25 protein-coding genes are annotated in these 25,860 nt (G+C 65.2%); 15 read left to right on the top strand and 10 right to left on the bottom strand.

Annotation, left to right across the window (positions count from 1 at the left end):
* Positions 1–54: 54 nt before the first annotated feature.
* Complete coding sequence (locus EP376_RS14810) at positions 55–1,425, top strand: aspartate aminotransferase family protein (RefSeq protein WP_127656391.1); 1,371 nt, start codon at positions 55–57, stop codon at positions 1,423–1,425.
* Positions 1,426–1,495: 70 nt separating this feature from the next.
* Here the strand turns inward: EP376_RS14810 and EP376_RS14805 are convergent, their stop codons facing one another.
* Genes EP376_RS14805 through araD form a run of 5 tightly spaced genes read right to left on the bottom strand, consistent with a single transcriptional unit; the run spans position 1,496 to position 7,768 of the window.
* Positions 1,496–3,010, bottom strand: a complete 1,515-nt coding sequence (locus EP376_RS14805; RefSeq protein ID WP_127656390.1) for an aldehyde dehydrogenase (NADP(+)) — start codon at positions 3,008–3,010, stop codon at positions 1,496–1,498.
* Between the two features lie 13 nt (positions 3,011–3,023).
* Complete coding sequence (locus EP376_RS14800) at positions 3,024–4,169, bottom strand: fumarylacetoacetate hydrolase family protein (RefSeq protein WP_127656389.1); 1,146 nt, start codon at positions 4,167–4,169, stop codon at positions 3,024–3,026.
* Positions 4,169–5,086, bottom strand: a complete 918-nt coding sequence (locus tag EP376_RS14795; RefSeq protein WP_127656388.1) for a dihydrodipicolinate synthase family protein — start codon at positions 5,084–5,086, stop codon at positions 4,169–4,171. The genes EP376_RS14800 and EP376_RS14795 overlap by 1 nt, the downstream gene beginning before the upstream one ends.
* Positions 5,087–5,108: 22 nt before the next feature.
* Positions 5,109–6,023 (bottom strand): Gfo/Idh/MocA family protein, encoded by a 915-nt coding sequence (locus EP376_RS14790; protein WP_127656387.1) that lies wholly within the window; start codon positions 6,021–6,023, stop codon positions 5,109–5,111.
* Positions 6,023–7,768, bottom strand: coding sequence for an L-arabinonate dehydratase (gene araD / locus EP376_RS14785; RefSeq protein ID WP_127656386.1), 1,746 nt, complete (start codon positions 7,766–7,768; stop codon positions 6,023–6,025). The genes EP376_RS14790 and araD overlap by 1 nt, the downstream gene beginning before the upstream one ends.
* 126 nt (positions 7,769–7,894) lie before the next feature.
* Between araD and EP376_RS14780 the strand changes: the two genes are divergently transcribed.
* Together EP376_RS14780 and EP376_RS14775 are read left to right on the top strand one after the other, a co-directional pair.
* Complete coding sequence (locus EP376_RS14780; RefSeq protein WP_127656385.1) at positions 7,895–8,812, top strand: LysR family transcriptional regulator; 918 nt, start codon at positions 7,895–7,897, stop codon at positions 8,810–8,812.
* Between the two features lie 78 nt (positions 8,813–8,890).
* The gene (locus EP376_RS14775; RefSeq protein WP_127656384.1) at positions 8,891–10,210 is read left to right on the top strand and encodes a serine hydroxymethyltransferase; all 1,320 of its coding nucleotides are present in this window, start codon (positions 8,891–8,893) and stop codon (positions 10,208–10,210) included.
* Here EP376_RS14775 and EP376_RS14770 read toward each other — a convergent pair.
* Both EP376_RS14770 and EP376_RS14765 read right to left on the bottom strand, forming a co-directional pair.
* Positions 10,200–11,012, bottom strand: coding sequence for an alpha/beta fold hydrolase (locus EP376_RS14770; RefSeq protein ID WP_127656383.1), 813 nt, complete (start codon positions 11,010–11,012; stop codon positions 10,200–10,202). The two genes, EP376_RS14775 and EP376_RS14770, sit on opposite strands and share 11 nt — an antisense overlap.
* Complete coding sequence (locus tag EP376_RS14765; RefSeq protein ID WP_127656382.1) at positions 11,012–12,016, bottom strand: P1 family peptidase; 1,005 nt, start codon at positions 12,014–12,016, stop codon at positions 11,012–11,014. The genes EP376_RS14770 and EP376_RS14765 overlap by 1 nt, the downstream gene beginning before the upstream one ends.
* 126 nt (positions 12,017–12,142) lie before the next feature.
* On the opposite strand from EP376_RS14765, the gene EP376_RS14760 reads away from it, so the two are divergent.
* Genes EP376_RS14760 through EP376_RS14725 form a run of 8 tightly spaced genes read left to right on the top strand, consistent with a single transcriptional unit; the run spans position 12,143 to position 18,748 of the window.
* A complete protein-coding gene (locus EP376_RS14760) occupies positions 12,143–12,814 on the top strand; it encodes a TetR/AcrR family transcriptional regulator (RefSeq protein ID WP_127656381.1) in 672 nt (223 codons plus the stop codon).
* 21 nt (positions 12,815–12,835) lie between these two features.
* Positions 12,836–13,891 carry a C4-dicarboxylate TRAP transporter substrate-binding protein gene (locus EP376_RS14755; protein WP_127656380.1) on the top strand — a complete coding sequence of 352 codons (1,056 nt, stop codon included), beginning with the start codon at positions 12,836–12,838 and terminating at the stop codon, positions 13,889–13,891.
* Between the two features lie 12 nt (positions 13,892–13,903).
* The gene (locus tag EP376_RS14750) at positions 13,904–14,428 is read left to right on the top strand and encodes a TRAP transporter small permease subunit (RefSeq protein WP_240652471.1); all 525 of its coding nucleotides are present in this window, start codon (positions 13,904–13,906) and stop codon (positions 14,426–14,428) included.
* On the top strand, positions 14,415–15,725 hold the full coding sequence (locus tag EP376_RS14745) for a TRAP transporter large permease (RefSeq protein ID WP_127656378.1): 1,311 nt from the start codon (positions 14,415–14,417) through the stop codon (positions 15,723–15,725). Before EP376_RS14750 ends, EP376_RS14745 begins: the two co-directional genes overlap by 14 nt.
* Positions 15,726–15,734: 9 nt before the next feature.
* Positions 15,735–16,511 carry a cyclase family protein gene (locus tag EP376_RS14740; protein WP_127656377.1) on the top strand — a complete coding sequence of 259 codons (777 nt, stop codon included), beginning with the start codon at positions 15,735–15,737 and terminating at the stop codon, positions 16,509–16,511.
* A gap of 3 nt (positions 16,512–16,514) precedes the next feature.
* Entirely contained in the window at positions 16,515–17,444 is a 930-nt protein-coding gene (gene kce, locus EP376_RS14735) for a 3,5-dioxohexanoate:acetyl-CoA acetone transferase (RefSeq protein WP_127656376.1), read from the top strand.
* Complete coding sequence (locus EP376_RS14730) at positions 17,444–17,941, top strand: OsmC family protein (protein WP_127656375.1); 498 nt, start codon at positions 17,444–17,446, stop codon at positions 17,939–17,941. Before kce ends, EP376_RS14730 begins: the two co-directional genes overlap by 1 nt.
* Positions 17,942–17,944: 3 nt before the next feature.
* A complete protein-coding gene (locus tag EP376_RS14725) occupies positions 17,945–18,748 on the top strand; it encodes an FkbM family methyltransferase (RefSeq protein WP_127656374.1) in 804 nt (267 codons plus the stop codon).
* 30 nt (positions 18,749–18,778) lie between these two features.
* On the opposite strand, the gene EP376_RS14720 is transcribed toward EP376_RS14725, so the two are convergent.
* Positions 18,779–19,954: an FG-GAP-like repeat-containing protein gene (locus EP376_RS14720; protein WP_127656373.1), complete on the bottom strand. Its 1,176-nt coding sequence runs from the start codon at positions 19,952–19,954 to the stop codon at positions 18,779–18,781.
* Positions 19,955–20,536: 582 nt separating this feature from the next.
* Between EP376_RS14720 and EP376_RS14715 the strand changes: the two genes are divergently transcribed.
* The 4 genes from EP376_RS14715 (at position 20,537) to EP376_RS14700 (ending at position 24,007) form a co-directional block, all read left to right on the top strand.
* Positions 20,537–21,304 (top strand): enoyl-CoA hydratase/isomerase family protein, encoded by a 768-nt coding sequence (locus EP376_RS14715; RefSeq protein ID WP_127656372.1) that lies wholly within the window; start codon positions 20,537–20,539, stop codon positions 21,302–21,304.
* A gap of 149 nt (positions 21,305–21,453) precedes the next feature.
* A complete protein-coding gene (locus tag EP376_RS14710) occupies positions 21,454–22,104 on the top strand; it encodes a GntR family transcriptional regulator (protein ID WP_238928772.1) in 651 nt (216 codons plus the stop codon).
* Positions 22,105–22,124: 20 nt separating this feature from the next.
* Complete coding sequence (locus tag EP376_RS14705; protein ID WP_127656370.1) at positions 22,125–23,111, top strand: sugar phosphate isomerase/epimerase family protein; 987 nt, start codon at positions 22,125–22,127, stop codon at positions 23,109–23,111.
* Positions 23,108–24,007: a ribokinase gene (locus EP376_RS14700; protein ID WP_127656369.1), complete on the top strand. Its 900-nt coding sequence runs from the start codon at positions 23,108–23,110 to the stop codon at positions 24,005–24,007. Before EP376_RS14705 ends, EP376_RS14700 begins: the two co-directional genes overlap by 4 nt.
* Here EP376_RS14700 and EP376_RS14695 read toward each other — a convergent pair.
* Positions 23,977–24,822, bottom strand: coding sequence for an amidohydrolase family protein (locus EP376_RS14695; protein ID WP_127656368.1), 846 nt, complete (start codon positions 24,820–24,822; stop codon positions 23,977–23,979). The two genes, EP376_RS14700 and EP376_RS14695, sit on opposite strands and share 31 nt — an antisense overlap.
* Before the next feature lie 4 nt (positions 24,823–24,826).
* Positions 24,827–25,855 carry an aldo/keto reductase gene (locus EP376_RS14690; RefSeq protein WP_127656367.1) on the bottom strand — a complete coding sequence of 343 codons (1,029 nt, stop codon included), beginning with the start codon at positions 25,853–25,855 and terminating at the stop codon, positions 24,827–24,829.
* Positions 25,856–25,860 lie beyond the last annotated feature (5 nt).

The following is a 25,860-nucleotide window of genomic DNA, read 5'->3' as shown; positions in this document are numbered from 1 at the left end:
CATCAAGGGAAATGAAAGATCGGGCCCCGAGTCGGGCCCGGAAAGGGGCCTGAGATGCTGAAGAATGACATGCTCGAGAAATGGGACCGGGAGAATTTCTTTCACCCGTCCACACATCTCGCTGATTTCGCCCGTGGTGACATCCCCCACAGGGTCGTGACGGGTGGTCAGGGCTGCCACATCACCGACCGGGAGGGCAACCGGCTGCTCGATGCCTTTGCGGGCCTTTATTGCGTGAACGTGGGCTACGGGCGGCAGGACATCGCCGAGGCGATCGCCGCACAGGCCAAGGAACTGGCCTATTACCATTCCTACGTGGGCCACGGCACCGAGGCGTCGATCACGCTGTCCAAGATGATCCTCGATCGCGCGCCCGACCACATGTCGAAGGTCTATTTCGGGCTTGGCGGCTCGGACGCGAACGAGACCAACATCAAGCTGGTCTGGTATTACAACAACATCATGGGCCGGCCCGAGAAGAAGAAGATCATCTCCCGCTGGCGCGGCTATCACGGGTCGGGGCTGGTGACGGGCTCGCTCACGGGGCTCGAGCTGTTTCACAAGAAGTTCGACCTGCCGCTTGCGCAGATCCTGCACACCGATGCGCCCTATTACTACCGCCGCGCGGATGGCTCCCAGACCGAGGCGGAGTTCACGGCGCAATGCGTGGCCTCGCTGGAGGAGATGATCGAGCGCGAGGGCGCCGACACGATCGCGGCCTTCATCGGAGAGCCTGTTCTGGGCACCGGCGGCATCGTGCCGCCGCCCGAAGGCTATTGGGACGCGATCCAGGAGGTGCTGAAAAAGCATGACATCCTGCTGATCGCCGACGAGGTCGTGACGGGCTTTGGCCGCCTGGGCACCATGTTCGGCTCGACCCATTACGGGCTTGAACCCGATATCATCACCATCGCCAAGGGCCTGACGTCGGCCTATGCGCCGCTCTCTGGCTCGATCGTGTCGGACAAGGTCTGGGCGGTTCTGGAACAGGGCACCGACGAGAACGGCCCGATCGGCCATGGCTGGACCTATTCGGCCCATCCCATCGGCGCCGCGGCCGGTGTCGCCAACCTCAAGCTGATCGACGAGCTGGGCCTCGTGCAGAACGCGGGCGAGACGGGCGCCTATCTCAACAAGGTGATGGCCGAGGCCGTGGGCGGGCACGCCCATGTGGGCGAGGTGCGTGGCGAAGGGATGCTGTGCGCGGTCGAACTTGTTCAGGATCGCGACAGCCGCGCCGCCTTCGAGGCGTCGGAAAAGGTGGGTCCGCGCATCGTCGCGGCGCTTCTGGAGCAGGGCGTCATCGCGCGGGCGATGCCGCAGGGCGATATCCTCGGATATGCGCCGCCCTTCTGCCTGACGACGGCCGAGGCCGACGAGGTCGCGGGCAAGACGGCCAAGGCCATCGAAACCGTTCTGGGCTGACCGGGCCTGCCCCCGGACATGACAACGCCGCCGAGGGGATTGCCCCTCGGCGGCGTTTTCCATTGGTGACTTAGCGCAGGTCGGCGGGCAGCAGCGCGTCGGGCATGTTCTGATAGGACACCGGCCGCAGGAAGCGCCGGATCGCCATCGTGCCGACCGAAGTCGCCCCGAAATTGGTCGACGCCGGGTAGGGCCCGCCGTGAACCATCGCATCGCAGACCTCGACGCCGGTGGGGAAGCCATTCGCCAGAATCCGGCCCGCCTTGCGTTCCAGAACCGGCATCAGCGCCTGTGCATGGGTCGTGTCGCCGTCATCCATGTGGATCGTGCAGGTCAGCTGCCCCTGCAGGCTCAGCGCCATGTCGCGCATCTGGTCGAAATCCCGGACCCGGACGATCAGGCCGAGCGGGCCGAAGACCTCTTCACCCAGCGCCTCGTTCTCGAGCCATTCGTCGCCCGTGGTCGCGAAAAGGTAGGGCGTCGCGTTGCGCATGTCGCAGACGCTGGTCAGCACTTCCTGCACGCCCTTCGTGCCGGCCACGCGGTCGCGCCCCGCGCGATAGGCGGAGGCGATGCCATCGGTCAGCATGGTCTGCGCGCCCATCGGCTCGAGCGCCTTTGTCGCGGCCTCGATGAAGGCGTCGGCATCTGGGCCGTCGATCACCACGGAGATGCCGGGGTTGGTGCAGAACTGGCCCGCACCCATGGTCAGCGATCCAGACCAACCCTGCGCGATCTCTGCGCCACGCGCGCCAAGGGCCTGCGGCAGAAGGAACATCGGGTTGACCGATCCCAGCTCTCCGAAGAAGGGGATCGGATTTTCGCGCTGGGCACAAAGGTCAAACAGGGCGCGTCCGCCGCCAAGCGATCCGGTGAAGCCCACCGCGTTGATCAGCGGATGCTGGACCAGCGCCTGCCCCACATCGCGCTTGCCCCCCTGAATGAGCGAGAAGACACCGGGATGAACGCCGCAGGATTTGATCGCGGCAAGGATTGCCTCGGCCACGATCTCGGCCGTGCCGGGATGGGCCGAGTGGCCCTTGACGACGACCGGGCAGCCTGCCGCCAGCGCGGAGGCCGTGTCGCCCCCGGCGGTGGAAAAGGCCAGCGGGAAGTTCGAGGCGCCGAAGACGGCCACGGGGCCCAGCGGGCGCTGCACCATCTTGATGTCGGGACGGGGCAGGGGCTGCCGGTCGGGCAGGGCCTCGTCATGGCGCCGGTCGAGGTAATCGCCCTTCAGGATATGGCTCGCGAACAGACGCAGCTGGCCGGTGGTGCGGCCCCGCTCCCCCTGAAGGCGCGCCTCGGGCAGGCCGGTTTCGGCGGTGCCGATCTCGGTGATGGCCTCGCCGCGGGCCTCGATCTCGTCGGCGATGGCGTTCAGGAACGCCGCGCGATCCTCGCGGCTGGAATTGCCATAGGACCAGAAGGCCTCTTCGGCGGCGGCGCAGGCCGCGTCGACATGGGCGGGCGTGCCGACGGAGAAGTCATGCGCCGCGCCGCTGACAGGATCGTTCTTGAAGGTCGTCTCGCCCGCGACCCAGTCGCCGGCGATCAGGTGCTTTCCGTGGGGAGTGAATGCCATCTTGTCTTGCCTTTCAGATCAGGTTGCGCGCAGCGAGGTTGCGCATGAACGCCGCGGTCCCGAATGTCCATTCCGGGCATTCGGTCGAGAGGCGCACGGTGTTGGTCAATGTGCCAAGCCCCGGCGACGAGATCGAGACCACGTCCCCAAGGTGATGGGTAAAGCCCTGTCCGGGCTGGTCGCGATCCTCGGTCGGTGCGAACAGCGTGCCGAGGAACAGCATGAACCCGTCGGGATATTGATGATGCCGGCCAATGGTCTGGCCGACAAGGTCTTCGGGGTCGCGGCTTATCTCGCGCATGGAGGACTGCCCATGCAGGACATAGCCATCTTCGCCCGTGACCGTCATGTCAAGTTCGGCCCGGCGCACATCGTCGAGGGTGAAGCCCGCGTCGAAGAGGCGGATCATCGGCCCGATCGCGCAGGAGCCGTTGTTGTCCTTGGCCTTGTGCAGGAGCAGGGCAGACCGGCCTTCCACATCGCGAAGGTTCACATCATTGCCCAGCGTGGCGCCCAGGATGCGGCCCCGGCTGCTGACGGCCAGCACGATCTCGGGTTCTGGGTTGTTCCAGCGCGACATCGGGTGAAGCCCCACATCCGCGCCCCAACCCACGGACGACAGGGCCTGCGCCTTGGAAAAGACCTCGGCGTCGGGGCCGATCCCCACCTCGAGGTATTGCGACCACAGGCCCAGCGAAATCAGCTCTGCCTTGACCTCGGCGGCCTTCTCGGACCCGGCCTCGATCTGGTCGAGGCTGGCGCCGATCTTGTCGGCAATGCGCGCGCGGATCGCCTGCGCCTTGTCCGGGTCGCCCGCGGCCTGTTCCTCGATCACACGCTCGACCATAGAGCGCGCAAAGGTGACGCCGCAGGCCTTGACCGGTTGCAGGTCGCAGGGGGCGAGAAACCGTATCTGCCCTTCGTCGTGGCCCGGGGCGATATCGGCCAGCGATCCCAGCGCCTCGCCCGCGGCCTCGCGCACATGGGCCGCCGGATCGTCGCGTTCCAGCACATCGCGCACGCTCGGCGCCTCGGGCGAGGTGATATCCGTCACCACGCCGTCGCGCAGCGTGACGACGGCCGGGCCGATCCCCGGCCGCTCGACCCGGCCCAGCCAAAGCCCGGCCTGTTCTGCCTCGGTCAGGGGAGCCGGTGACATCAGCGGCCCCACCGCAGGGCGATCAGGTCCATGTCGCGCGACAACTGAAGAAGACGGTCCTTCGTGCGCTCCGACATCGGTTTGAGAGGATGGCGCACATGATCGGACCCGATCACCCCGCCTTCCTTCATCACGACCTTGGTCGCGCGCAGGCCGCATTGCCGGTTTTCGTGGTTGATCAGCGGCAGGCAGGTCGCCCACTGGGCAAGGGCCGCATCCTTGTCACCGGCAAGATAGCTGCGCACGATCTTGCCGATATGTTCGGGCTGCAGCGCCGAGGTCATCGTGCCTGTGCATCCGGCATCGAGATCGGCCAGAAGGGTCGCGGCCTCCTCGCCGTCGAAGGGGCCGACGATATCGTCGCCGCCCGCCTCGATCAGGGCGGCGAGCTTGTCGGCGGCGAAGGGCATTTCCATCTTGAAATAGCTGACCTGTTCCAGTTCCCGCGCCATCCGCACCAGAAGCGGGACAGACAGCGTACAGCCCGACAAAGGCGCGTCCTGCACCATGATCGGGATCGAGATCGCGTCGGACACGGCCTGAAAATGTTCGAAGATGCCGGCCTCGGCCGGGACAAGCCCCACCCCGTGATAGGGCGGCATCATCATCACCATCGCGGCGCCCATGGCCTGCGCGGCCTTGGCGCGCGCCACGACGATGCCGGTATGGAAATGGCTGATCGTCACGATGATCGGCACGCGGCCCGCCGCATGTTCGAGGCTGACCCGCATCAATTCGGAGCGCTCGTCATCGGACAGCAGGAACTGTTCGGAGTAATTGGCAAGGATGCAGATCGCGTCGACGCCCTGATCGATCATGCAATCGATCACGCGGCACATGCCGTCGCTGTCGATCCGGCCATCGTCATGGAAGGGCGTGGGCGCCACGGGGAGGATCCCGGTCAGAGGTTGTTTCACAGGGGGAAATCCTTTCGCGATCTCAGAATTCAAAGGGGGCCACGGTCTTGCGCGCGCCCAGCATGAAGGCATCGGCCACATGGGCAAAGGGGGCGAGGTCCATATCGATCCCCCCTTCGGCCACGAGGTGCGCCATATTGCGGTAGAGGCGGGGATATTCGCCCGCCAGCGTATCCTCGTCGCGGGGGCCTTCCGCGCCGTCGATCATGAGCGTGGCGCCGCCATCCGACAGGACAAGCGTGCTGTCATCGGTCTCGACTTGAATCGTCCAGGTCTGCGGGCCTTCCTGCCGCCAGTCGAAATCGGCTGTCACGTTCCCGGTGAAGGCCAGCTGCGCGGCGATCGGGGTCTGACGGTTCTCCGGGAATTCCAGCGTCGCTTCGGTCAGATGCACCGGGGCGGGCAGGATCGCCGTCAGGATCGACAGCGCGTTGATGCCCGGATCAAAGACGCCCATGCCGCCCGGCTCGAACACCCAATCCTGCCCGGGATGCCATTTGCGCACATCCTCGCGCCAGGTGATATGGGCGCGGCGGATCACGCGGTCGGCCAGCCACAGGCGCGCGGGCGCGACCATCGCGGCCTCACGCGAATGCCATGTGGCATACAGCGATACGCCCGCCTCGCGCGCCATGGCGGTCAGCGCATGGCATTCCGACAGCGTCGCCCCCGGCGGCTTTTCCAGCATCACGTGGCGCCCGGCGCGGATCGCGGCCTCGGCATAGGCGAAACGCGGCACCGGCGGCATGGCGAGCGACACGACCCGGATATCGGGCCGCGCCTCGAGCATCGCGGCCATGTCGGTGAAGGCCTCGATCCCCTCGACCGTGCCCCGGCGCGAGACCGTCGCGGCCAGTTCCCAGTCCGGCGAGGCGGCCAGCGCAGGAACATGCTGGTCGACCGCGATCTTTCCGATCCCTGCAAGCGCGATCTTCATCAGTGCGCATCCCGGCCGACGGGCGAGCCTCGGCACCCCTTGAGGAAATCGAGATCGGCTCCCGTATCGGCACCTTCGACATGGGCCTGGTGCAGCCAGGCGTACCCGCTGTCGAATGTCTCGTGGTGCGGTGTCCAGTTGGCCAGCCGCGCGGCAAGTTCCTCGTCGGTGATATCCAGGTGCAGCCTGCGGTTCGGCACGTCGATCTCGATCATGTCACCGCTTTGGACAACCGCCAGCGGCCCACCCGCCGCCGCCTCGGGCGACGTGTGCAGCACGACGGTGCCATAAGCCGTGCCAGACATGCGCGCGTCGGAAATGCGGATCATGTCGGTGATGCCCTTCTTCAGGACCTTGGGCGGCAGGCCCATGTTGCCCACTTCCGACATCCCGGGATAGCCCTTGGGGCCGCAATTCTTCATGACCATGATGCAGGTCTCGTCGATATCCAGATCCTCGTCGTTGATCCGCGCCTTGTAGTCGTCGATATCCTCGAACACGACCGCGCGGCCGCGATGTGTCATCAGCGCGGGTGTCGCGGCCGACGGTTTCAGCACCGCACCATTGGGTGCGAGGTTCCCCTTGAGCACCGCGATGCCACCTGACTGCGCCAGCGCCTTTTCTGCGGGCAGGATGACGTTCTCGTTATGGTTCCGGACGTCCTTGACCTCGTCCCAGATCGTGCTGCCCGACACGGTGATCGCGTCCCGGTGCAGAAGCCCGGTCTCGCCCAGCCGTTTGAGCACGACCGGCAGGCCACCGGCATAGAAGAATTCCTCCATCAGGAATTCGCCCGACGGCAGCAGGTTGACGATCGTCGGCACGTCGCGACCGCACCTGTCCCAATCATCGAGCGTCAGTTCCACGTTCGTGCGGCCCGCAAGCGCGAGGATATGGATCACCGCGTTGGTCGATCCGCCGATGGCCGCATTGGTACGGATCGCGTTCTCGAACGCCTCTTTGGTGAGAATGTCGGACGGCTTCATGTCGTCCTTGACCATCTGCACGATGCGCCGGCCCGACAATTGCGCGATGACCCTGCGGCGGGAATCGACGGCCGGGATCGCCGCATTGCCCGACAGTGCCATGCCCAGCGCCTCGGCCATGCTGGCCATCGTGGACGCGGTGCCCATGGTGTTGCAGGTGCCCGACGACCGGCTCATCGATTGTTCGGCCTCGAGGAATTCTTCCTGCGTCATCTCTCCGGCCTTCACGGCTTCGGAAAACTTCCACAGATGGGTTCCCGATCCGACGCGTTCACCCCGGAAATAGCCGTTCAGCATCGGGCCGCCGGTCACCACGATCGTGGGAAGGTCGGTCGAGGCCGCGGCCATCATCAGGCTGGGCGTGGTCTTGTCGCAGCCCACCAGCAGGACACAGCCGTCGATGGGCTGGCCGCGCAGGCTTTCTTCGACGGCCATCGCCGCGAGGTTGCGGAACATCATCGCGGTGGGGCGGTAGGTGTTCTCCGAGGCCGAGAATGCAGGCACCTCGACCGGAAAGCCCCCGGCCTCCCAGATGCCGGCCTTCACCTTTTCGGCGATGTCCTTCATGTGCGAGCCGTTGCAGGGCGTCAGCTCCGACCATGTGTTCATCACACCGATGATCGGGCGGCCGTCGAACAGGTCATCGGGATACCCCTGATTCTTGAGCCAGCCCCGGTGATAGATCGTGTCGCGGGACGTGCCGCCATACCATTCCTGTGAGCGGAGTTTCCGGGGCCATTTCGCGGGTGTGAAAGTCATCGGCTGTTTCTCCTCCTTCCCGACCGACAATCCGGCGGGCCTCGAGCATAGGAAATATACGAGGCTTGGCATACCAGTAAAATCGGAATATTGAGTGATCATATAACAAAAATGGTATGATGAGACATGTCCCTTTCTGCCAGGATCAGGCCCGCCCATCTGGCGCTGATCGTCCGCATCGCCGAGACGGGCAAGTTGCACCTTGCCGCCGACCGGTCGGCCATGTCGCAACCCGCGGCCTCGCGGATCCTGTCGGATATCGAGGGGCGGGCGGGAACTGCGTTGTTCGATCGCGGGCCGGGCGGGATGCGGCCTACGGCGGCCGGGCAGGCGGTCGTCAAACATGCGCGCGCCATTCTGGAGGGGCTCGACAATCTCGACCGTGAAATCGGTCTGGTTCAGACCGGCGGGGCCGGCTCTGTCCGGATCGGCACGGTGACGGGGCCCGCCGTGGGATCGGTCGTGCCCGCGATCCGGGCCTGCCGGGCCCGCGCACCCGATCTGGAAATCTCGGTCGAGGTGCTGCCGTCCGCACCGCTGGTGGCGGGGCTGGCCGAACGGCAATTCGATTTCGTCCTTGGCCGCATTCCGGCCGACGCCGATGCCCGTGCCTTTCACCTGACGCCCGCGCGCACCGAAAAGGTGACCCTTCTCGTTGATCGCGGCCATCCCGCGGCGGGTCGGGGCCGGGTCGGTCTGGCCGATCTGCTGGATCACGAATGGGTCGTGCAGGAGCGGGTCTCGCCCATTCGCAGCGCCGTGGAGGCCGCGTTCCGGGAACGCGGGCTTCCCACACCTGCGAAGGTGACGAATTCGTCCTCTCTTCTGGTGGCGCTGGCCATGATCGAGGGATCACAGGCCATCGCGCCCCAATCCGACGAGGTGGCCCGTCTTGTCGAGCGGCAGGGTGGGGCGCACGGGCCGGTGCGGCTCGATCTGCGCGATGAGATCGCTGTCGCCCCCTTCTTCGTGATCCGCAACAAGGCGCATCAATTGTCCCGCGCGGCCGAGACAGTGCTGGATGAAATCCTCGCGCGGCTCTGACCTGCGTGTCCGGCGAAATTGCCGCTTGCGGCGGCGCGGGCACCGACGCAGTCTTCGCCCCGAACAAGGGAGATGACGATGACGCTCGAACGCCGTGACTGGGTGCCGGACCGCTCCGAAGACCGGGTGCAATTTCTGGCCGCGCCCGTTTCGAGGCAGGGCACGGCGATGCTCGCGGACCGGATCGAGGGCCTCGCCAGAGAAAGCCGCGACATCCACGAGCGCCTCTGTTTCAACCTCAATCCCGCGACGAATGTCATGAACCCCCGGGCCGAGGCGCTGCTGGCCTCGGGCCTCGGCACGCGGGCCTCGTTGGGCTATCCGGCGGACAAATATGAAACCGGCCTCGAGGCGATCGAAGAGATCGAGGTGATCGCCGCCGAACTGGCCGCGGAAATCCTTGACGCGCGGTTTGCCGAAGTGCGCGTACCGTCGGGGGCGATGGCCAATCTCTATGGTTTCATGGCGCTGTGCGAACCGGGTGACACGATCATCGCGCCCCCGGCCACGATCGGCGGCCATGTGACCCATCATGCCGATGGCTGCGCGGGGCTCTACCGGCTCAGGACCGTGCCGGCGCCCGTGGCGGCGGATGGCTATACCATCGATGTGGCGGCGCTGCGCGATCTGGCCCGCGAGGTGCGGCCCCGGCTGATCACCGTGGGCGGCAGTCTGAACCTGTTCGAACACCCGGTCGCCGAAATCCGCAAGGTGGCCGACGAGGTGGGCGCCCACCTGATGTTCGACGCGGCGCATCAATGCGGGATCATCGCCGGCAAGGCCTGGGCCGATCCACTGGCCGAGGGCGCGCATCTCATGACGATGAGCACCTACAAGAGCCTGGGCGGCCCTCCGGGCGGTCTGATCGTGACGAACGATGCCGAGATCGCCCGGAAACTCGACGCCATCGCCTTTCCGGGGATGACTGCGAATTTCGACGTGGCCAAGACGGCGGCCCTTGCGATGACGCTGCTTGACTGGCGCGATCACGGGCGGTCCTATGCCCGCGCCATGATCGATGTGGCGCAGGCGCTGGCGGCTGCCCTGTCGGCCGAGGGGCTGCCGGTCTTCGGTGCATCGCATGGGTTCACCCGATCGCATCAATTCGCGATCGACGCGCGGTCTCTGGGCGGTGGCCAGGCGGCTTCCCTGCGGTTGCGCGAGGCGGGGTTCCTGACCTGCGGGATAGGCCTTCCGCTGCCCGAGGTGCCGGGTGACATGAACGGATTGCGCATCGGCACGCCCGAGATCGTGCGCTTTGGCATCGGGGTGCAGGATGCGCCCCGGATGGCCGGGCTCATCGCGCGGGCGTTGCGCGAGGAAGATCGCGCAGAGATCCTCGCCGAGGTGTCAGCCTGGCGCAAGAGCCTGAGCGAGTTGCACTATATCAACTCCTGAGCCTTTGAAGATCAGTTTTTGGCCCTAGGAATTGCAGTATTTCGCTCACGAAGGCCTCCGGCGCTTCCCAATGCAGGGAATGGCCTGCGCCTGGTATCGTGACGGCATCGGCCACGCCCAGTTCCGCAAGCCGGGCCCGGGCAAGGGCGTCCGGCACGATCAGATCCTCGCCTGCAAAGACCGCGCGGGTCGGTAGGCCCGTCACTGGTCTCAGCGCCATCGGATCGAATGCCGCGAAGGCCGCGACCTGCGCCTGCATCGCCGTAAGGCTTTGGGCATGGGGATAGGCGCCGGCGGCCAGCATCGCGGCCTCAACGTTCCTCGGTTCTTCGAAGAAGGGCGGCGCAAAGAGCCATGGATAGAGCGCGCGCAGCCAGTCGCTCCCGGCCGCGGCGCGGATCCGGCACAGGCCGTCGAAAAGCGCGACAAGATGCGGCCGCGGCAGCGGCGCGGTGCAGGACAAGAGGACCGACCGAACAAGTCCGGGCCGTTCGTCCGCGATCATCAGCGCCAGCGCTCCGCCCAGCGAATGCCCAACGATATGGGCAGGCCCCAGCGCCAGTTCCTCGAGCAGGGCGGCCGCATCGCGGGCCATGTCCTCGACCCGCGCCGCGCCCGCGTGGCGTGTCCGCCCGGTGGTGCGGTTGTCGGGTCGGATGACGGTGAATTGCGCCTCGAGCGGGGCCACGACCGGGCCCCAGCTGGCACTGTCGCTGAACATCCCCGCCAGGAGCAGGAGCGGCGGGCCGCTGCCGCCGGTCTCGTAGTGAAGCTCGGCTCCGTCGGTCTGCAAAGTCGGCATCAGGGCACCCCGTTCAGATCGGACCAGCAGGGTAGGATATCACCGGCGGCGGGGCGCGCCTCATAGACCGCGCGCGCGATGCTGCGCGCGACGCAATGGGCCGCCGCGTTGCAGATCGTCCCCAGTCGCGTGTCGTCCGCGACGGGGCCGTCGCAGGTGGTGGCCGCGAAGATCAGGTCACCGTCGGCAGGGCTGTGCGACGGCACGATGGCACGGGCGATGCCGTCATGGGCGGCGGTGGCCATGCGCTTGGCCTGCGCCTTGGTCAGCTGCGCATTGGTCGCCACGAGGCCGATGGTGGTGTTGGCGTGACGGGAAAGCGCGCCGTATTTGAGGCTTTCTTCCGGATCCACCAGTCCGCTTGCCGGATCGGGGCCGAACCCGCCGAATTCGCCGCCCAGTTCGAAAGGGGCGGCCCAGAAATGCCGGTCGCCCCTGGTGCAGGGGCTGCCGATCGGGTTTGCGATCATCAGCGCGGCCACCGTCACGCCCTCCCCGATCTCCAGAGAGGCAGTGCCGGTCCCCCCCTTCATCCGTGCGGTCAGGGCGCCGGTTCCGGCCCCGTGACTGCCCAGCCGGATGTCCTCGCCCAAGGCGTCCACGGCGGCCCGGCCAAGCGCGGGGTAGGGGCTGTCGGTCCAGCCCTTGTCGCCGCCATTGAGCAGGTCGAAGATGATCGCCGCGGGCACGATGGGCACGCGCACGGGGCCTACCTCGAAGCCGCGGCCCATCTCGCGCAGGCGCGCGACGACGCCGCTTGCGGCATCGAGACCAAAGGCCGAGCCACCTGAAAGGACCAGCGCATCAACGGCGGGCGCGGATTTGTCGGGCTCCAGCAGGTCCGTCTCGCGGGTGCCGGGCGCGCCGCCCATCACCGCGACGCTTGCCACCATCGGGGCCGCGCCCATCACGACCGTCACCCCCGATTTCAGGGCCCGATCCTCGGCCTGTCCGACCTGAAGGCCGGGGATATCGGTCAGGCTGTTTCGAGGTCCGGGCTGCATGCGATTCGGTCTTTCATCAATTGGACTGGCCCCGCATCGAAGGGCGTTGCCGCCGGCTTGTCAAACGGCGGGCGAGGGTCCGAACTCCTGATTGACCGATCAGTCAGGACGCCCTAGCCTCACGTCATGGCATTGGCACGCACCCAAGGCAGGCAGGTCACCGACAGCGCGACGGAGAAGATCCTCGTCGCCGCCGAGGAGGTCTTTGCCCAATGGGGCTTCGACGGGACGGGGATGAAGGCCATCGCGGAACGCGCCGGGGTAAGTCAGGGTCTGCTGCATTACCATTTCGGCACCAAGGATCATCTGTATGCCGAGGTGATCCGTCACCGGTCGGGCATGATCAATGACCGCAGGCTCGAACTGCTGAACGCAGTCGATTTCGCGCGGGCAGATGCGCTTGCCGCCGTGATCGAGGCGCTGGTGCGCCCGCCGCTTGGCCCCGAAGGCGGCGACAGGGCCTATGCCCGCATCTTTTCGGGCCTGATCGTGGGGCGCGAGCGGGATCAGGCGCTGGTGCGCGAATGCTATGACCCGATGGCGTTGCAATTCGTCGCGGCCCTTCACAGGGCGTGCCCTGCGCTGGGCGAGGAGGGGGCAGGGCTCGGCTACGCCTTCACGCTGGGAGTGCTGATCTCCGTGATCGCGCGCGACGGGCGGCCCGAGCGGCTGATGGGCGCGCAGGACGGGGCGTTGATGGAAACCGAGGCGTTGATCCAACAGGTCGTCGCCTATTCCGAGGGAGGCCTTCATGCGCTGGCCCGCGCAGGGGGGAAAGACACGAACAAGGGCCCGTGAGTTCAAAGGGAGGAAAAGAAAATGACGCTCAGGACAACGACATTTGCCGCGGCGCTGGCTGCGCTGCCCGCGGCCACGATGGCCGACAGCTTTTCGGCCACGGTCGCGGCGGGCCATCCGCCGGTCTTTCGCTGGGTTCAGATGGTCGATCAGGCCTTCGTGCCGGCTGTTGCCGAGAACCTTGAGGGGACCGGCCACAGCGTGACGTTCCAGGGTCTTTACGGTGGCGCCATCGCCGGCGTGGGCGAAGAACTCGAGGCCGTCGAGGCCGGGCTTGCCGAGATCGGGATCTGCCAGTCGCTGTTCGATCCGGCCAAGCTGGCGGTGCACAACGTGACCTACTACACGCCTTTCGTCAGCGACGACGCGCGCACGATCTCGGACCTGATGGACGAGTTGCTGTCCACCGATGCGCGGATGCAGCAGCCGTTCGAGGATAATGGCGTGGTCTATCTGGGCGCGCCGGTCGCCATCGACGATTATCTCTTGATGACCAATTTCCCTGTCGAAAGCCTCGCAGATCTTGAGGGCCGCAAGATCGGCGCGCCGGGGGCTGCGCTGAACTGGCTGTCGGGGACCGGTGCGGTCGGCGTGTCGGGCAACCTGACCACCTATTACAACGAACTCAGCTCGGGCGTCTTCGACGGGGTGATCGTATTTGCCTCCGCCGCCCTGCCGGGCAAGCTCTACGAGGTGGCGCCCTACATCACGCGGATGGGTCTTGGCGCGCAATATGCCGGCAGCCTCTGCGCCAATGCCGATTGGTGGGCGGGCCTGCCGACCGAGGTGCAGGACGCGATGCTGGCCGCCGCCGACACCACCTCCGACTGGTATCTCGATGCGCTGGAGGGCGCGGTCGAGGCGGCCTTTGCCGCGATGGGCGAACAGGGCGCCACGATCACCGAAGCGCCGGCCGAGATGCGCGAGGCCTGGGCCGCGGGCATGGACAACGCCGCCAAAGCCTGGGCCGAGGAACTGGATGCCAACGGGCAGCCCGGCAGCGAGATCCTCTCGCTCTACATGGAGACGATGCGGGCCGGCGGCGCCACGCCGCTGCGCGACTGGGACATGGAGTAACCCTTGACCGCCGTGACACGGGCAGAGCCGGCGCTTTTGCGCTGGCTCGACCGTCTGACCCTGTTGGCCAATGTCTGCGGTTCGCTCCTGATCCTCGGGCTGATGGTGCTGATCGGCATCGACGTGCTGGGCCGCAACCTTGCGGGGGCGCCCCTGTCGGGGGTGCCCGAACTCGTGTCGCTGTCGATCGTGGCGATCGTCTTCCTTCAGGCGCCGCAGGCGCTCAAATCCGGGCGGATGACCCGGTCGGACGCGCTTTTGAACTGGGTCGGCAGCCGCCGGCCCGGCATCAAGCGCAGTCTCGAGACGCTCTATGATCTGCTGGGCATGGCGGTGGTGGCGGTGATCGTCTCCGCCACATGGCCGATTTTCACCCGCGCGTGGGAAAGGAACGAATTCGTGGGCGCGGTCGGCGATTTCACGGCACCCACATGGCCGGTCAAGGCGATGATCATCCTCGGCGGCGGCCTTCTGACGCTGCAATTCGCGGCGCGCATCCTGCGCCGGTTCCTCGGGGGTGCCGATGGCCGCGTTTGAAATCGGGCTGATCGCGCTGGGGGCCATGGGGCTTCTGGTGATGGGCGGGCTTTATGTGCCGATCGCGCTGATCCTGTGCTCCTTCGCGGGCATGTGGGCGATAAAGGGCACGCCGCTTCTGGCGGCAAAGATGCTGGGACTGGCGGCGAACGATGCCATCGCAAGCTATTTCTTCGGCGTGGTGCCGCTGTTCGTCCTGATGGGCTTCATCGTGTCGGAAACCGGCATGGGGCGCGACGCCTATGACGTGGCCAACGCGCTGACCCGGCGGATCAGGGGCGGGCTTGGCGTCGGCACGGTCATGGCCAACGCGATCTTTGCCGCGATCACCGGGATCTCCATTGCCTCGGCCGCGGTCTTCACCAAGATCGCGGTGCCCGAGATGCGGCGCCACGGCTATACCGCGCGGTTCTCGGTCGGGGTCGTGGCCGGCAGCTCGGTTCTGGGCATGATGATCCCGCCGAGCCTGTTGCTGATCCTTTATGGATTGCTGACCGAGCAAAGCATCGGGGACCTGTTTCTTGCGGGCGTGGGCCCTGGCCTTCTGCTGGCGGTTCTGTTCGCGCTGGGCACGATCCTTCTGGCCTTTGCCGCGCCGGGCTATGTGGGCCGCAACCTCGGACAGGGCGGCGAGGAGATGACTGCGCGCGAGCTGATCGCCAAGGGCCTGCCGATCACCGGCCTGATCGCAATCGTTCTGGGCGGCATCTACCTTGGCTTCTTCACCCCGGTCGAGGCGGGGGCCATGGGCGCGATCGGCGCGCTGGCGATAGGGATTGCGAAACGCCGGATCGGCTGGGCCGCGCTGTGGCGGGTGCTGGTTGAGACGGGGCTTGTCACCGCGTCGGTCTGTTTCCTGATCATCGCGGCGCAGATGTATTCCCGGATGCTCGCCTTTTCGGGCGTGCCCGCGACATTCGGTGACATGGCCGCAGGGGCGGATCTGGGCCGGATCGGGCTGATCCTTCTTTATTGCGCCATCGTGATCGCCATGGGGATGATCCTCGACAGCTCGTCGATCATGCTGATCCTCGTGCCGTTGATGCTGCCGATCATTCAGCCGATGGGGATCGACCTGATCTGGTTTGGTATCGTGACGGTTCTGGCCGTCGAGATCGGGCTTCTGACCCCGCCCTTCGGCATATCCGTCTATGTGATCAAATCCACCCTCGATGATGACAGCATCAGCCTTGGCGACATCTTTGCGGGGGCCGCGCCCTTCGCGTTGATGATGCTTGCGGCGCTGGGGCTGATCATCGCCTTTCCATCCATCGCAACCGGTCTTCTGGGCCGATAGGAGGTTTTCATGGGACGACGCTACATTGATCTTTCCGTCGCGCTGGAGGCTGATATTCCATCCGACCCCGACATGATGCTGCCCAAGATCGAATACTTCTCCGGTAAGGACACCGCCCAACAGGTCGTGTCGTTCTTTCCCGGCCTGACGGAGGAGGATCTCCCCGGCGGGGAAGGCTGGGCGATCGAGAAACTGACCATCTATACCCACAACGGGACGCATCTCGACGCGCCCTATCACCACCATTCCACCATGTCGCGGGGCGAACGCGCGATCACCATCGACGAGGTGCCGCTGGAATGGTGCTTCAACCCGGGCGTCAAGCTTGATTTCCGGCACCTGCCCGACGGCCATGTGGTCACGCCCGCCGAGGTCGACGCCGAACTTGCAAGGATCGGGCACCGGATCCAGCCTCTCGATATCGTGCTGGTCAATACCTCTGCGGGCGACCGCTACGGCCAACCTGACTATCTGGCGAAAGGCTGCGGCATGGGGCGCGAGGCGACGCTGCACCTTCTGGAACAGGGTGTGCGGATCACTGGCACCGACGCATGGAGCTGGGACGCGCCGTTCATCCACACCGCCAAACGCTTTGCCGAAGAGCCGGACCCGGCCATCATCTGGGAGGGGCACCGCGCGAGCATGGAGATCGGCTACAGCCATATCGAAAAGCTTGCCAATCTCGACCAATTGCCGGGGACCGGCTTCATGGTCTCCTGTTTCCCGTTCAAGATCAAAGCCGCCTCCGCCGGGTTCGTCCGCGCGGTCGCCATTATAGAGGACTGATCCATGCCCAAGACGATCATCACCTGCGCCATCACCGGCGCGATCCACACGCCCACCATGTCGGATGCGCTTCCCGTCACGCCCGACAGCATCGCCGAACAGGCGATCGCCGCGGCCGAGGCCGGGGCGGCGATCCTGCACCTTCATGCGCGCAACCCCGACAACGGCGCGCCCTCTGTCGCGCCCGAGGATTTCGAGCTGTTCCTGCCCCGGATCAAGCAGGCCACGAATGCCATCGTGAACATCACCACCGGCGGCAGCCCGACGATGACGGTCGAACAACGCATCCCCGCGGCCCTGCGCTATTCGCCCGAGATGTGTTCGATCAACATGGGGTCGATGAATTTCGCGCTGCACCCGCTGGCCGATCGCTATGACGACTGGAAAGAGGATTGGGAAGAGGGCTATCTGCGCGGGTCGGAGGCCAACATCTTCCGCAACACATTCGCCGATATCCGCATGGTCGCCGAGGCGCTGGGCGGCGATCCCCACAACGCCAAGTTCGAGCATGAATGCTATGACGTGGGCCATCTCTACAACCTGAAATTCTGCCTCGACCGGGGCATGTTCAAGGCGCCGATCTTCCTGCAATTCGTGATGGGCGTGCTGGGCGGCATCTCGGCCGAGATCGACAACCTGCTGTTCATGAAGCGCACCGCCGACAAGCTGTTCGGTGATCAGTATCAATGGTCGGTCCTGGGCGCGGGATCGCAGCAGATGAAGCTGGCCGCCGTCGCGGCCCAGCTTGGTGGCCATGTGCGCGTGGGTCTCGAGGATTCGCTCTATATCTCGCGCGGAGAGCTTGCCACGTCGAACGCCCAGCAGGTCGAGAAGATCCGCAAGATCCTCGAACTTCAGGGCAATGACGTGGCCACACCCGACGAGGCCCGCGATATCCTCGGCCTCAAGGGCGGCGACAGGGTGAATTTCTGATGGAGGTCAAGCAGCCCAAGACCGTGACCGAAGTCACCTTCACCTGTCACGGACAGGCCAATGGCAAGATGCGCAATGACCTTGATGTGTCCATGATCAGCCCGATGGAAGAGCATTTCACGCTCGCCACCGACGAGGGCCCGTTCCACGGAGGGGATGCCACCGCGCCGCCGCCGCTGGCATTGTTCATCGGCGGGCTTACGGGCTGCATCATGACACAGCTTCGCGCCTTCGCGAAACGGATGGACGTAACGATCACCGATCTGAAGGTCGATTGCCGTGTCACATGGGTCTGGACGCCCAAGGGTCGGATCTACGAGACAGCGCCCAAAAGCTTCGATATCGACGTGATCCTCGACAGTCCGAACCCGATCGACGCGCAGCTAGCGCTGATCGCCGCGGCGAAGAAGGGCTGTTTCGTCGAACAGACATTGGGCCAGGTCAACTCGGTCCGTCACCGGCTGAAGACAGTGGACGGGTTCGTTGACGCCGACTAGGCCATGACCTGGCGGCCGACGATACGCGACTGCCGCGACGGGCGGATGATGTTCGACCCGACGGATGCGTATATCGGGCGGTCGCTCGATCTCTATGGCGAATTCAGCCCGGCCGAGGGCGACGTCTACCGTCAGATCGTTCGTCCCGGGCAGGTCGTCGTTGATGCCGGGGCGCATATCGGCTGTTTCACGCTCCTGTTTGCCCACGCGGTCGGGACCTCGGGCCATGTCATCGCGTTCGAGCCACAAAGGCCGGTCTTTCAGATGCTGTGCGGCAACCTCGCGCTCAATGGGCTGACACATGTCGAGGCGCGTCAGGCGGGCCTCGGAGCAGGAGTGGGAGAGGCGGTGATGCCGGTTATCCCGTTTGGCGAGGGCAGAAATTCCGGCGCCCCCGGGCTCAGGCCAGACGGGCCCGGCGACCGCGTTCCCGTTCTGCCGCTCGATGCGCTGAATCTGCCGCGCCTTGATTTTCTCAAGGCTGATATCCAGGGCATGGAAGGCGAGATGCTCGATGGTGCCACGGACACTCTGCGCCGGTGCCAACCTATCCTGAGCATCGAGAACGAGGAACCGGAGACATCGCATGCATTGATCGAACGGCTTTTCTCTCTCGATTACCGGGTATTCGCACTTGTCGTTCCGCTCTACCGGAAACGCAATTTCCGGCACCTGGCAGAGAACCATTTCGAAGGCCTCGGATCCTTCAACATGCTGTGCCTGCCTTCTGCGTCCAACCGCGATGTCAGGGGCCTGCCCGAGATCAAAGAGCCGTCCGAATGGCCTGTGCCTAACAGGCGACGCTAGACGACCTCGCGTTGCGTTCCGGTCAGGTCGTCAGATCAGAAACTCGTCCGTTCCCTGATAACTCTGGGGGGCCGCGAAATCGTATCTGCCGGCTTCGCCCGAGACGTTCTCGTAGATGACCAAGCCGTCATATCCGGCGCCCGTCACCATATCGAGATCGCCGTCATTATCGAGATCGGCAAAGGTGGGCGCGCTGCGCTGGCCCACATTGACGTCCTGGAACGGGTCGTTGTCGCCCCAGGCGCGGAAATTGCCGCTCCAGCCATTGCCGCCGTTGATGAAGGAGATCATTTCGCCGAACCGCGTGCCCACCACGAGGTCGAGATCGCCGTCGAGATCGAGGTCGACGAATGTCGGTGTGCTCCCTTCATCCACCGCGAGGGATGCGAAGGGATCGTCATCGCCCCATAGGCTGAACTGGCCCGACCAACCATTGCCGCCGTTGCGGTAGGTTATCATCGGGCCGGCCCCGTTGCCGACGACCATGTCCTGATCGCCATCGCCATCCAGATCGATGAATGCCGGGGCTGCGCCCGTGCCCGCATCGATATTGCCCAGAGGAAATGTCGAGTTGGTCGTCACGAAATCGCCCGGGGCGCCGATCGACCCGTTTCGGAATGCGGTGACGGTCCCGTCCTGCGCGCCCACCACCAGATCAAGATCGCCGTCGCGATCGAGATCGACTAAGGCGGGGGCCGCGAAATTTCCGACCTGGATATCGGCGAATGGATTGTCGCCCTCCCATGTTCCGAAGGTGCCATCCGCTCTGCCCTGATAGATCACGATCAGTCCAAGTGCGGCACCGGTTACCAGATCGAGGGCGCCGTCTCCGTTCATGTCGAGGAAGACGGGGCTGAGGAAATCGCCCAGGAAAATGTCCTCGAAAGGATCCACCCCGTTATAACGCTCGAAGGTGCCGCCCGAGGCCAGAACCCGTACCTCCTGTGTCTTGACCGTTTCGACGCGCATATCGTCCAGCAGACCCGCCGCAATCTCGAATGCGCTTGGCGTCGGCGTCTCGGGGATTGAGGGATCGACCTCGCGTTCTGCCTGCGCCTGCGTGTGGAAGGCCTCCTGGAGGGCGCTTTGGCTTGCTGAAATCGGCGCGGAAGTGTCGCGTGGAGGGTCAATCGTGACGGCTGCGGTCACGTCATCGTCGAATTCGAAATCTTGCGACAGGTCTTCATGAAACGAGTGGACTGGCATCAAACCGACTCCTCATTCCTGTTGTGGTCAGATTGGCCGACCATCGGAATTCACGGACCTCGGACGAGGCCCCTGCAATATTGCTTTGGATCGGATCGCTGTAATTGTGCGACGAACTGGAAGCTCTGTACCCTTTAAAATAAGACCAGAAGCATTGGGCAAACGCCGCGTCAGTCAAGACAGAACGCGATTTCATGTCGGTTTGCGGTGTGGCCATGGGGCGCGCGAAGGGACCGGATGCGGGGCCAGTCGATTGGTTCGGGATGGACTGAGGCCGAACGCACTAACTTGCCAAGCATTTGTGGCAACGGTGATTTTCATACCAAATCCAACATCTCGACTTGCGGTTTTGCTTATGCCGAATGTCCGCACACAGGTCGTTCGGCCCGGCTTGGGAGCATGTGTCGAATATCCGGGCATTGCGCCCAGTTGCACACTCCAAGGTTGCATTCTGCCCGAACCCGGTTGCACAGGTTCCTCCTGCCGGCCCCTGATTCGCCGGGGGGCGGGCGCCTTGTGGTGGTTGTCCCGCGACCAAAGATTGCTAAGGATACCGCAACTCAAAGTCGGGCAGGGGGTCGCATGGAACTTGCGGGTGGGCGCATGTCGCTCGAGATCGGGCGTATCAGCCGCATTCGCATAAATGCGCCCGCGTCGCGCAATGCGATGACCGCCGAGATGTGGGCGGCGCTGATCACCTTCTGTGATGCCCTCGATGCCGATGACGCGGTGCGGGTCGTCATTCTGACCGGCGGTCCCGATTGCTTTTCCGCAGGCGCCGATATCGCAGAATTCGCCGAGGTCTTTGCCACGCCCGAACGCACCTCTGCCTATAACGCCCTGTTCCGCCGCGCGCAGGCCCGCCTTGCCGAATTGAAGGTACCGGTGCTGGCCGCGATTTCCGGGCCCTGCATCGGCGGCGGCTGCGGCATGGCACTGGCCGCCGATCTGCGCTTTGCGGGATCAACCGCCCGTCTGGGGATCACGCCATCCCGGCTGGGCATTGCGCTGTCGCCCGAGGATACCTGGCAACTTGTTCGTATCGTGGGGCCCGCGCGTGCGAAGGACATCCTCTATTCCGCCCGTCTTCTCGAGCCGGACGAGGCCCTTCGGATCGGCCTCGTGGATTTCGTGTCCGAAGAGGCGGACCCGCTGGCCGATGCGATGCGTTATGCCGAAACGCTCTGCGATCGGTCGCCCGCCTCGCTCGAGGTCATCAAGCAGACGATCGACGGGCTGGCGCACCCCTGGACGCTTCCCGATCGAGGCGCGTTCGATGCTCTTTTCGAGGGCCGCGATTTCCACGAAGGACGCGAGGCCTTTCTGGCCGGACGGAAGCCGCAGTTCTGACGGCGGCTGCGAATCGTCAGGATTGCTTGTTTGCCCGACATTTCCTAACATTCTAGCATGCCACTCTCTTCCAGCGGGGGCCGCGCGCCGAAATGTCGAACCAGCCGTTACCTCCTGCGCTTCAGCCTCTGGACAGGTTCGAGGGCTCGATGGCACAGCGCACCTATCAAAGCTTGCGTGCGGCGATCCTCGACCTGACCTACCTGCCCGGACAGGCCATGCGGAAAAGCGAGATCTGCGAGACACTTGGCGTCTCGCGTTCGCCCGTGTCCGAGGCGATCGCCCGGCTTGCGACCGAAGGTCTGGTCCGCGTCGTGCCTCAGGCCGGCACATTCGTGTCGCTGTTCTCGATGGTCGAAATCCGCGAGGGCGCATTCCTGCGCGAGGCGATCGAAAGCTCGGCGGCCGAATACCTCGCTTCCCGGATCACGGACGAACAGCTGGCCCTACTTCGGCGCAATCTCAAGCTGCAGGAGATCATGGTGGCCGAGGCCGATCACGGGGGGTTCTACGGACTGGATCGTGAATTCCATGCGCTGATCCTTGCCTCCACGGGGTTTCGCAAGCTTCAGTCCGTTGCGGAAACGGCATGGGTCCATGTGGATCGGGCGCGCAAGCAGGTGGTTCCCGTCAGGGGCCGTGTCGGCGAAACGCTGGTCGAACACTGGGCCATCCACGATGCCCTGTCGTCGCGTGATCCCGTGGCATCGCGGGCCGCGATGGGGCACCATTTGCGCCAGCTGCTGGCCTATATCGAGCCTCTCGAGAAAGAGCGGCCGGAATTGTTCGACCCCGATTGAGGGCTGTTTGAGGATTATCCATGACCCGACCGAACCGACACCGCTATGCCGCGCGGCTCAATGCGTTCAAGCTCGCGCCCGGGTTGCCTGACCGGCCCGGCATCGCCGACATGATCGCCGCGGCAGGGCAGGTGGGTGGGCTGAACGCGGCCGATCTGAACTATCCCGACCATTTCGAAGGTCTTTCCCCGACCGACTTGTCGGCGATGCTGGCCGATGCGGGCATGGTGCTGAACGGTCTCGCGATGCGGTATTACACCAATCCCGGGTATCGGCTGGGTGCCTTCACCAATCCCGACGCGGCCGTGCGGCAGGCTGCCATCGACGAAACGCGGCGCGGCATCGACGCTCTTCAGGCCATGGGCGGTAGCCTCATGACGCTCTGGATGGGGCAGGACGGGTTCGACTATGCCTTTCAGGGGAATTACGCGCGGCTGTGGGACGATACGATCGCCGCCCTGCGCGAAGTGGCCGATCATGCGCCCGACGTCGACATAGCGATCGAGTACAAACCGAACGAGCCCCGCGCCTTTGCCCTGATGCCCGACATCGGGCACACGCTTCTGGCCGTGCGCGAGGCCGACCGGCCCAACATCGGCGTGACGCTCGATTTCGCGCATCTTCTGTATGCCGACGAGATGCCAGCCCACTCTGCGCATCTTGTGTCGCGCCACGCGCGGCTGATGGGGGTGCATCTGAATGACGGCTACGGCAAGCGGGATGACGGGCTGATGGTGGGCACGGTCCATGCCATCGCCACGGTCGAGCTGTTCGTGGAAATCGCGCGGATGGGCTATGACGGCGCGATCTATTTCGACACCTTCCCCGATCACGGCGGCCTGAACCCGATCGAGGAGGCCCGCACCAACCTCGCGCTGACCGAAAGGCTGCGCGAGGTGGCCGAAGGGCTGGCCGATGATCCCGAACTGGCCGCTGCGATCGCCCGGCAGGATGCCGCCACGAGCCAGCGGATCGTGGGTCGCGCCCTTTACGGGGCCGACGCGTGAGCATTCTCGTCGCGGGCTCTCTCCACCTCGATGTGGTGGTCCGCGCGCCCTATCTGCCGGCCAGGGACGAGACGCTCATGGGCTCGGACGTGGGCTATGTCTTTGGCGGCAAGGGCGGAAATCAGGCCGTCGCCGCCGCCCATATGGGCGCGGTTGTGCGCATGGCAGGCCATGTGGGGCGCGACGATTTCGCGGCACCCATCCTTGCCGCGCTGGATGAGGCCGGGGTCGACAGGTCGGCTGTTGTCCAGATCGACGGCGCCACGGGCATGAGCGTTGCGATCGTGGATGCGGCGGGGGATTACTGTGCCGTCGTCGTCTCGGGGGCGAACCAGTCGCTGGATGGCGGCGCGGTCCAGTTGCCGCCCGACCTGCGGCTGCTCATGCTTCAGAACGAGATTTCGGCGGCGGCCAATGTGGAGATTGCGGCGCGGTTGCCTGAGGGTGTCCGGCTGATGCTGAACGCCGCCCCCGCGCGTGACGTCCCGCCAGAACTGATGGCCCGCGTCGACATCCTTGTCGTGAACCGGGTCGAGGCCGCGATGCTCGCCGGTCGGGAGGCCGCGCCCGAGGCGCTGGCCACCGATCTCAAGGGCAGGGGGCCGGGCAATGTCATCATCACGCTGGGTGCGGATGGGCTTTGTGGTTTGGGGCCTGACGGACCCTTTGCGATGCCCGGCCACGTGGTCGACGTGATCTCGACCCACGGGGCGGGCGACAGGTTCTGCGGGGCGCTGGCCGCGCGGCTCGTGGCAGGCGCTCCGCTGACGGAGGCCTGCGATTTCGCGCAGGCGGCCGCCGCGCTCCATGTCTCGACGCCGGTCGCGGCGCGGGGCAGGCTCCGCGCCACCGATGTCGTCCGGTTTCAGAGCGAGACCGACACCCCGATCTCGTAGAATTCGCGCGCGGTGCCGCCGAAAATCCGGGCCTGAGCCTCTGCGCCCAGCGGTCGGGTCAGCTCCTCGGCGGCCGCATACCAGCGATCGTATTCCGCCCGCAGCCGCACCACGGGCCAGTCAGATCCCCACATGATCCGGTCGGGTCCGAAGGCCTCGAACAGAAGCTCTGCATAGGGGCGCAGCTGGTCGATGGTCCAGTCTTCGGCCGCCTCGGTCACAAGGCCCGAAAATTTGACGCAGGCCTCGGTATCCGTGGCCAGCCGCGTCATTCCGGCGGCCCAGTGATCAAACCCGCCGGGGTCGGTGATCTGCGGTTTCATGCAGTGATCGATCACGGTCTGCATTTCGGGATAGCGGGTCAGGATCGTGTGGAAATTCTCCAGATGCCGGGGAAATCCCAGCGCATCGAAGGTCAGCCCGAGTTCGGACACCGCCTCGAAGGCCCATTGGACATCCTCGCGCAGCATCCAGTCCACGTCCGGGATATCCTGGATCATGGGCCGCACGCCGCGAAACTTCGGATGCCCGGCGAACCGCGCCAGCGTCTCGATCTGGGAGGGATCCTCGAAATCGATCCAGCCGACCACGGCCGCGATCATGTCGGTCGCATCGGCAAGGCCCAACATGTATTCGGTCTCGGCCGTCGTGGCGGCGGCCTGCACGATGACGGATCGTTCAATCCCCGCGGCCTCGGCCACGGCGAGGTAATCGGGCGGGAAATAGGGGCGCGCGAGGATCTCGTTGTCCATCGGCATCCAGTCGTAATCGCCGCGCGCGGGCTGCCAGAGATGGTGATGTGCGTCGATCTTCATGATCTTATTCCACCGGTGCATCGGGGTGCAAAAGCCCCTCGGATTTCAGGTCTGCCCAAAGCTGGGCGGGGATTTCGGCGTTCAAAGCCTTCAGGTTGCTTGCCATCTCGTCGACCGACTGACCACCGGGAATGATCGAAACGACCGCCGGATGACGAAGCGGGAACTGGAAAGCGGCATCCACAAGACGAACCCCGTGCCGGGTGCAGGCCGCCTCGATCTTTGCGACGCGATCGAGCACCTCCTGCGGAGCGGGGTCGTAGTTGTAATAGGCGCCCGGTCGCGGCCCGGTGGCAAGAATGCCCGAATTGTAGGGCCCGCCGATCACGACGCCGATGCCCTTTTCCACGCACAGGGGCATCATCGTATCAAGCGAGGCCTGTTCCAGAAGCGTATAGCGCCCCGCCAGAAGGAAGATGTCCGGATCGCCTCGTTCGGCCAGCCATTTGCAGGGCTGCCATTCGTTCACGCCAAGGCCGAAGGCGCCGATCACCCCTTCGGAGCGCAGCTTGACCAGCGCCTCATGCCCGCCTTCGAGGAATTCCGTCATCCGCGCGTCCAGCGCGTCGCGGCTGCCGTGGTTGGTCAGATCCAGATCGTGGCCATAGAGGATATCGACCCGATGTGTCCCCAGCCGCTCGAGCGAGAATTCGAGGCTGCGCATGACCGCGTCATAGCCATAATCATAGACCTCGTTGCGGGCGGGCACGTCGAACCACTTGCCGAACCCGTCGCGCTTGTCGGGGCTGGTGGCCCTGAGGATGCGGCCCACCTTGGTCGACAGCACGTAGTCGTCGCGCGGCTTGTCGCGCAGGAACCGGTTCAGCCGCGTCTCGGACAGGCCCAGCCCGTAAAGCGGCGCGGTGTCAAAATAGCGGATGCCTGCGTCCCACGCGCGGGCGAGGATCGCATCGGCCTCGTCGTCCGAAATCGCGCGGTAGAGATTGCCCAGCGGTGCGGTGCCAAAGCCCAGTTCGGTAAAGCTCAGCCCGCCCGTGCCATGCCTGTCCCAATGTCGGCGTCTGATTTCCATGGCGT

Source organism: Alexandriicola marinus (genome assembly GCF_004000435.1).
In the GTDB taxonomy this organism is placed as follows: Bacteria; Pseudomonadota; Alphaproteobacteria; order Rhodobacterales; family Rhodobacteraceae; genus Alexandriicola; species Alexandriicola marinus.
This window is presented reverse-complemented; position numbering and strand designations above follow the sequence as displayed.

Bases quoted from the DNA above. Each gene is read 5' to 3' on its own strand.
- EP376_RS14695 (WP_127656368.1), bottom strand. From the start codon at position 24,822: ATGAAGATCGACGCACATCACCATCTCTGGCAGCCCGCGCGCGGCGAT.
- EP376_RS14800 (WP_127656389.1), bottom strand. From the start codon at position 4,169: ATGTCACCGGCTCCCCTGACCGAGGCAGAACAGGCCGGGCTTTGGCTG.
- EP376_RS14710 (WP_238928772.1), top strand. From the start codon at position 21,454: ATGGCACAGCGCACCTATCAAAGCTTGCGTGCGGCGATCCTCGACCTG.
- EP376_RS14730 (WP_127656375.1), top strand. From the start codon at position 17,444: ATGGAGGTCAAGCAGCCCAAGACCGTGACCGAAGTCACCTTCACCTGT.
- EP376_RS14775 (WP_127656384.1), top strand. From the start codon at position 8,891: ATGACGCTCGAACGCCGTGACTGGGTGCCGGACCGCTCCGAAGACCGG.
- EP376_RS14760 (WP_127656381.1), top strand. From the start codon at position 12,143: ATGGCATTGGCACGCACCCAAGGCAGGCAGGTCACCGACAGCGCGACG.
- EP376_RS14705 (WP_127656370.1), top strand. From the start codon at position 22,125: ATGACCCGACCGAACCGACACCGCTATGCCGCGCGGCTCAATGCGTTC.
- EP376_RS14770 (WP_127656383.1), bottom strand. From the start codon at position 11,012: ATGCCGACTTTGCAGACCGACGGAGCCGAGCTTCACTACGAGACCGGC.
- araD (WP_127656386.1), bottom strand. From the start codon at position 7,768: ATGACTTTCACACCCGCGAAATGGCCCCGGAAACTCCGCTCACAGGAA.
- EP376_RS14810 (WP_127656391.1), top strand. From the start codon at position 55: ATGCTGAAGAATGACATGCTCGAGAAATGGGACCGGGAGAATTTCTTT.
- EP376_RS14790 (WP_127656387.1), bottom strand. From the start codon at position 6,023: ATGAAGATCGCGCTTGCAGGGATCGGAAAGATCGCGGTCGACCAGCAT.
- EP376_RS14715 (WP_127656372.1), top strand. From the start codon at position 20,537: ATGGAACTTGCGGGTGGGCGCATGTCGCTCGAGATCGGGCGTATCAGC.
- EP376_RS14765 (WP_127656382.1), bottom strand. From the start codon at position 12,016: ATGCAGCCCGGACCTCGAAACAGCCTGACCGATATCCCCGGCCTTCAG.
- EP376_RS14720 (WP_127656373.1), bottom strand. From the start codon at position 19,954: ATGCCAGTCCACTCGTTTCATGAAGACCTGTCGCAAGATTTCGAATTC.
- EP376_RS14740 (WP_127656377.1), top strand. From the start codon at position 15,735: ATGGGACGACGCTACATTGATCTTTCCGTCGCGCTGGAGGCTGATATT.
- EP376_RS14690 (WP_127656367.1), bottom strand. From the start codon at position 25,855: ATGGAAATCAGACGCCGACATTGGGACAGGCATGGCACGGGCGGGCTG.
- EP376_RS14725 (WP_127656374.1), top strand. From the start codon at position 17,945: ATGACCTGGCGGCCGACGATACGCGACTGCCGCGACGGGCGGATGATG.
- EP376_RS14755 (WP_127656380.1), top strand. From the start codon at position 12,836: ATGACGCTCAGGACAACGACATTTGCCGCGGCGCTGGCTGCGCTGCCC.
- EP376_RS14805 (WP_127656390.1), bottom strand. From the start codon at position 3,010: ATGGCATTCACTCCCCACGGAAAGCACCTGATCGCCGGCGACTGGGTC.
- kce (WP_127656376.1), top strand. From the start codon at position 16,515: ATGCCCAAGACGATCATCACCTGCGCCATCACCGGCGCGATCCACACG.
- EP376_RS14745 (WP_127656378.1), top strand. From the start codon at position 14,415: ATGGCCGCGTTTGAAATCGGGCTGATCGCGCTGGGGGCCATGGGGCTT.
- EP376_RS14780 (WP_127656385.1), top strand. From the start codon at position 7,895: ATGTCCCTTTCTGCCAGGATCAGGCCCGCCCATCTGGCGCTGATCGTC.